At 69.7% G+C, this 1,633-nt stretch carries 1 protein-coding gene and 2 pseudogenes; all 3 read right to left on the bottom strand.

The features are described 5' to 3' along the window. Positions 1 to 677: pseudogene (locus AOK23_RS50770) on the bottom strand (methionine synthase); the annotation flags it as partial. Positions 678 to 679: 2 nt separating this feature from the next. Next, a pseudogene (locus AOK23_RS50765) lies at positions 680 to 862 on the bottom strand (cobalamin-dependent protein); the annotation flags it as partial. A 2-nt stretch (positions 863 to 864) separates the two neighbouring features. Beyond that, on the bottom strand, positions 865 to 1,633 hold a 769-nt coding region (locus AOK23_RS50760; protein ID WP_240496724.1), incomplete at both ends, for a dihydropteroate synthase.

Genomic DNA, 1,633 nt, shown 5'->3' with positions numbered 1-1,633 from the left:
GCCGGCGGCCGCGGCGCTGGCGGGGGAAGGAGAAACGGGTGCGTTCGTTGCCGGCGTCGTCGAGGATGATGAGGTCGTCGTCCTTGGAGACGCAGGGGAAGTAGCCGTGGACGACGGCCGCTTCGAGGAGGTTCTCGGTCTGGAGGCGGTCCAGCAGACCGCGCAGCCGGGGCCGGCCCTCGGTCTCCACGAGCTCCTCGTAGCTGGGGCCCTCGCCGGTGCGGGCCTGCTTGAGTCCCCACTGGCCCTTGAAGAGGGCGCCCTCGTCCAGCCAGGTGGCGTACTCCTTGAGCTGGATGCCCTTGCTGACGCGGGTGCCCCAGAACGGCGGGGTGGGCACGGGGTTGTCGGTGGCGACGTCGGAGCGGACGTGGCCCTCCTCGGGGCGCTCCTCGACGGCCGTGGCGGCGGCGCGGACCCGGCGCTGCCTCAGTTCGGGCAGCTTGGCGCCGGGCACACCGCGCTTGACGCCGATGAGGGCGTCCATCAGGCGCAGGCCCTCGAAGGCGTCGCGGGCGTAGCGGACCTCGCCCTCGTAGATCTCGTGCAGGTCCTGCTCGACGTAGGCGCGGGTGAGGGCGGCGCCGCCGAGGATGACGGGGTAGTTGGCAGCGAGGCCCCGCTGGTTCAGCTCCTCCAGGTTCTCCTTCATGATCACCGTGGACTTGACCAGGAGCNNACGTCGGCGCGGTGCTCCTGGGCGGCGTCGAGGATCGCGGAGACCGGCTGCTTGATGCCGAGGTTGACGACGTTGTAGCCGTTGTTGGACAGGATGATGTCGACGAGGTTCTTGCCGATGTCGTGGACGTCGCCGCGGACGGTGGCGAGGACGATGGTGCCCTTGCCCGCCTCCTCGCCGTCGNNGTCGAGGTCGGCCTCCAGGCCGTTGCGTTCGCCGTCGATGATGCGCCGCTTGAGGCGCTCCTCCAGCGGCAGGGCGGCCAGTTCCTCGGCCTTGCCCGCCTTCAGCGACTTCGCGGTGGCGCCCTCGAAGAGCTGCATGAGCTTCTGGAGGGGGTCGTAGCCTTCGGCGCGGCGGTCGTAGATGAGGTCGAGGGCGGTGCGCACCTGCTCCTCGTCGAAGCGGGCGATGGGCAGGATCTTGCTGGCGTGCACGATCGCCGAGTCGAGGCCGGCCTTGACGCACTCGTCGAGGAAGACCGAGTTGAGGAGGATGCGCGCGGCCGGGTTGAGGCCGAAGGAGATGTTGGACAGGCCGAGGGTGGTCTGGACGTCCGGGTGGCGGCGCTTGAGTTCGCGGATCGCCTCGATGGTGGCGATGCCGTCCCCCCGGGACTCCTCCTGACCGGTGCAGATGGTGAAGGTCAGGGTGTCGATGAGGATGTCCGACTCGTGGATGCCCCAGTTGCCGGTGAGGTCGTCGATGAGCCGTTCGGCGATCTCGACCTTCTTCTCCGGGGTGCGCGCCTGGCCCTCCTCGTCGATGGTGAGGGCGATCAGCGCGGCGCCGTGCTCCTGGGCGAGCCGGGTGACCTTCGCGAAGCGGGACTCGGGGCCGTCGCCGTCCTCGTAGTTGACGGAGTTGATGACCGCGCGGCCGCCGAGCTTCTCGAGGCCCGCCTGGATGACGTCGACCTCGGTGGAGTCGAGGACGATGGGCAGGGTGGAGGCG

Source organism: Streptomyces torulosus (assembly GCF_001419765.1).
Lineage (GTDB): Bacteria > Actinomycetota > Actinomycetes > Streptomycetales > Streptomycetaceae > Streptomyces > Streptomyces torulosus.
Note: the sequence above shows the minus strand (reverse complement) of the source record. Positions and strands in the feature narration are given on the sequence as shown.